The 1221-nt window shown below is 54.0% G+C and carries 1 pseudogene; it reads left to right on the top strand.

Annotated elements, in window-relative coordinates:
* Positions 1 to 1221, top strand: a pseudogene (locus J5224_RS28720) (hypothetical protein); the annotation flags it as partial.

Below are 1221 nucleotides of genomic sequence, written 5' to 3'. Positions count from 1 at the left end.
CTATACCACGCTAACGGATTATACCTATGGTTCAACCCAAACGGTGTCTTACGGCAATGAGAGCATTACTGTCATCCGCACCTACAACAACTATCACCTTCAGGTGAGTGAAGAGACGATGCGGCAAGGCGACCTCTACCGCACGGATTTTGCCTATTATGCAGAGCAAGGCGTTTTTATTGATGGTCAGCCGCCGCAATTCCAGCTTCCCCGTGAAAAAAAGGAAACCTGGACGGATATCAATGGTACGCGCCGGGTACAAACGACGGTGACCACGTTTGATCCAAGCGGTAATCCCACGCGGGAAGTGGCACCCGACGGAACGGAAACTGTAATGACCTGGTTTGCCATGGAGCCCAATGGGTTTGTCCGCTTTATGCAGGACCAGACCGTTATTCCACGCAATACCGCGTATGTGGCTCCCGTCAGGCGCACCCATTACACCTATAAAACCCTGGGGGCGGCCGGACACGTGGTGCAGGATCAGGAGTCAGACTATGCCGACGATGTTCTCCTGAGTCGCCGTGTATACACCTACAATCAGACTCTCGGTAATGCAGAATATGGCCGGATAACGCGGATCACCGATACCCAATATGAAAATGGTGAGGCCTCCTCGGCATTTACCAACAGTCAGTCCTTTACGACCGTGATTACGCAGGGGGTGATGCACCAAACCATCACGTTTACCGGGTATGACGGTTTGCAATTGCTATCAAGCCGTGAACAATCCGTATATTCCGGCCTGCTGTTACGTGATACCAGCCCACAGAATGTGACGGTGCAATACGCCTACGATCGGCTGGGGCGTTCGCTGCGGAGAACGCTGGCACCGGGCACGCCGTATGAAAATATCACCACCTGGTCATATACCCTGGGTGCGAATGGCCCGGAAACGATGGAAACCGATGCCTCGGGTAATCAGGTAAAAACCCAGTTTGACGGCATGGGGCGGGAAATTGCTACGCGGCGTCTGGACAGAGACTCGACGCTGCAGTGGTTTACTGTCTCATCGCACAATTATAACGTTTTTGGCGAAACGGACGGTGGCACAGGGAGTGACTGGCTGACCGGAACGTCTGAACGTTTTTCCGTCAATGTTACGGCAACCCACGATGGCTGGGGGGCGGTAAGTGCGCTGGCCTTTACTGATGGCACCAATGAGCTGCAAAACCTCGATATGGTGGGGGTGGCCCAGGCCGTATACAGCAGCGGAAACCG

It is taken from the genome of Candidatus Symbiopectobacterium sp. NZEC135, from assembly GCF_025962695.1.
This window is presented reverse-complemented; position numbering and strand designations above follow the sequence as displayed.